This window comes from Nitriliruptor sp. (genome assembly GCF_040882075.1).
GTDB lineage: Bacteria > Actinomycetota > Nitriliruptoria > Nitriliruptorales > Nitriliruptoraceae > Nitriliruptor.
The window spans coordinates 1-2,670 of record NZ_JBBEBZ010000142.1 but is presented as its reverse complement, the minus strand read 5'-3'; the positions used below and the strand labels follow the sequence as shown (position 1 = coordinate 2,670).

2 protein-coding genes and 1 pseudogene are annotated in these 2,670 nt (G+C 70.7%); all 3 read right to left on the bottom strand.

Features of this window, described 5'->3' with window-relative positions; translation table 11 throughout:
* Nucleotides 1-718, bottom strand: a pseudogene (locus WEB03_RS08630) (Fe-S cluster assembly protein SufB); the annotation flags it as partial.
* Between the two features lie 11 nt (nt 719-729).
* Entirely contained in the window at nt 730-1,569 is an 840-nt protein-coding gene (locus WEB03_RS08625; RefSeq protein ID WP_368070544.1) for a helix-turn-helix transcriptional regulator, read from the bottom strand.
* Between the two features lie 295 nt (nt 1,570-1,864).
* Nucleotides 1,865-2,670: HNH endonuclease signature motif containing protein (locus tag WEB03_RS08620; RefSeq protein ID WP_368070543.1), on the bottom strand; the 806-nt coding region annotated here is incomplete at its 5' end.

Genomic DNA, 2,670 nt, shown 5'->3' with positions numbered 1-2,670 from the left:
CGGCGATGATCAGGGTGCGCTCGAACTGGCCCATGTTCTGCTTGTTGATGCGGAAGTAGGCCTGGAGCGGGATGTCGACCTCGACACCCTCGGGAATCCAGATGAACGAGCCACCGGACCACACCGCGGTGTTCAGCGCCGCGAACTTGTTGTCGTTCGGCGGGATGATGGTCGCGAAGTGCTTGCGGAACAGCTCCTCGTGTTCGACCAACGCGGTGTCGGTGTCGAGGAAGATGACCCCCTCCTGCTCGAGGTCCTCGCGCACCTTGTGGTAGAGCACCGTCGACTCGTACTGGGCGGCGACGCCGGCGACGAGGCGCTCGCGCTCGGCCTGCGGGATGCCGAGCTTCTCGTAGGTCTCGAGGATCTCCGGCGGGAGCTCGTCCCAGCTGTTGGCCTGCTTCTCGGACGCCTCGACGTAGTAGTAGATGTTCTCGAAGTCGATGCCGGACAGGTCCGAACCCCAGTTGGGCATCGGGCGCCGGCGGTAGGCGTCGTAGGCGCGCAGCCGCAGGTCACGCATCCAGGTCGGCTCGTCCTTGCGGTCGCTGATGGCCTCGACGGCCTCACGCGTCAAACCCCGTTCGGAGGTGAAGGCGTAGTCGTCGGAGGTGTCGGACCAACCGAACTTGTACTCACCGAGGTCGTCGGCGAGGGCCGCCTGGTTCTGGCGGGCCTCGCTCGGGGCGTCGGTCGGCTTCGGGGTGGGGAGCCCGATCTCGGTCTGGCTCACAGCGCATCCTCTCGGGGGCGGATCATGGTGGTGTCGTGGTCACGTGGGGTGTGGTGCGGTTCGCTTCCCACCACCGGCAGCAGCCCGCCGGAGGTGGACAGATCGTCGGGGACGACGGGTGGGCCGTCGTCCGGCGCCGCGCCGGACGCGGGCTTGGCGGTCACGCAGCACACGCAGGCGGAGTCGCCGCGGGTGAGGGTGGAACGGCGGCGTAGCTGCACGTGGTCGCCGAGGATCGCCGAGAAGGTCGCGGCCTCGAAGGCGCAGATCTCGGGGTGGTCACGGGCGATCGACTCGATAGCGCAGTGGTCCTGGGTGAGGGTGAAGCGCGCGCCGTCGGCGTCGATCGACGCCGAGAACCCGGCGGCGGACAGCGCCTGGGCGAGCTGGTCGAGACGGTCCGAGAGATCGTCGGCGGTGACCGCTCCCCCGAGCTCGGCGACCTGGCGCTCGAGCCGCCAGCGCAGGAAGGCGCGCACACCGTCGCGACCCTGGGTCTGGCCGAGGAAGTCGAGCGCCTCGGCGGCGAGCTGATCGTAGGCGGCGGGGAACAGCCGGCTGGCGTCGGTGGTCAGCTGGTAGCGCGCGGCGGGGCGACCCCGCCCCTGGTTCACCGTCCGCGCGTCGACGAGACCCTCGTCCTCGAGGAGACCCAGGTGACGCCGGGTCGCGACCTCAGAGATGTCGAGGTGGGCGGCGAGCTCGGCGACCGACGCGTCCCCCTCGCGGCGCAGGTGGTTGACGATCGCGGCACGCGACTCTCCGAGCAGCGACACCAGCGAACGCGCAGCGGCGCTCGGCACGCTGGCCGCGGTGTCGGTCGTGCTCGTGGACACGTGGAACCTCTCCGAGGTCGGTCGTGGTGGTCGCAACGGGCGTGGCGAGCCAGGCGTGGGGGGAACGCGGCGGGAGCTCGGTCACTTCCTCAACCGCCGTGTTGCGATAGTACGGAGCGGTCCCCGCACCCCGCAAGGAAGGCCGCCCTCACCTACCGCCATCGGTGGCGTGTCCGCGTCCAAGGGGTCCCGATCCACGTCTGCAACGAGGCGGTCCACCGCACGCTTCGCAGACCCTGAGGCCGCGATCGTGCACGCCGTGATCGCCACCGCTCGGCTCCCTGAGGCTGCGGGTTCAGGCAGCGAGGCCGAGGTTGGTGCCGGTGGCCAGGCGCAGTTCTTGGTGGAGGATGGCAACGGCGGTGTCGAGATCGAGGTCATGGGGTCCGTCGCGGTGGATGGGGCGGAGCGGTCGTCCGTGGTCGGGGTCGAACCACCAGTCGGCGGCGGCGGCGTGGAGCGGTCTGGCGGCAGGGAGCGGTGTCCCGTGGGGTGGTGCGAACCGGAACGTGCCCGCGGCGGCGGGGTGGACCTGCCAGGCGTGGTCGTGCACGAAGCGGTGGTGGAAGCTGCACACGGTCACCAGGTTGGCCAGATCGGTCGGGCCGTCCTGGGACCACAACCGGACGTGGTGGGCGTGCAGGTGACGGGTCGCGCCACAGCCGGGGAACCGGCACGAACGGTCTCGCAGGAGCAACGCACGTCGCTGGGACGCGGACGGATCGCGGCTGCGACGTCCAAGATCGAGCGGTGTCCCGTCGTCGCCGGTGACCGCCATGATCGTGGAGGCTTGGCACGCGATCCGGCGCAGCGCCCGGGCCGACATCGACCGGAGCTGTCCGCGCGGGTCGGCAACGGCCACCTGCCGGTCCGGCCCGGTGACCTCGCCGTTGTTGTCGCTGTCCGTGCTGCTATCGGCCACGCTGTCTGTGAGTGCCGAAGCGGTGGTCTGCAGCACCAGGGTGTGGCGGTCCAGCCCGGTGGTGTCGGCCCCGCCAGCAGCGACGGCGGCCGCGACCGCGTGCACGACCGCGTCCGCGAGCCGTGCCCTGACCGTGCGCTGGTGGTGCCACACCGGCCCGTCGCCTTCCTCCGCGGAAG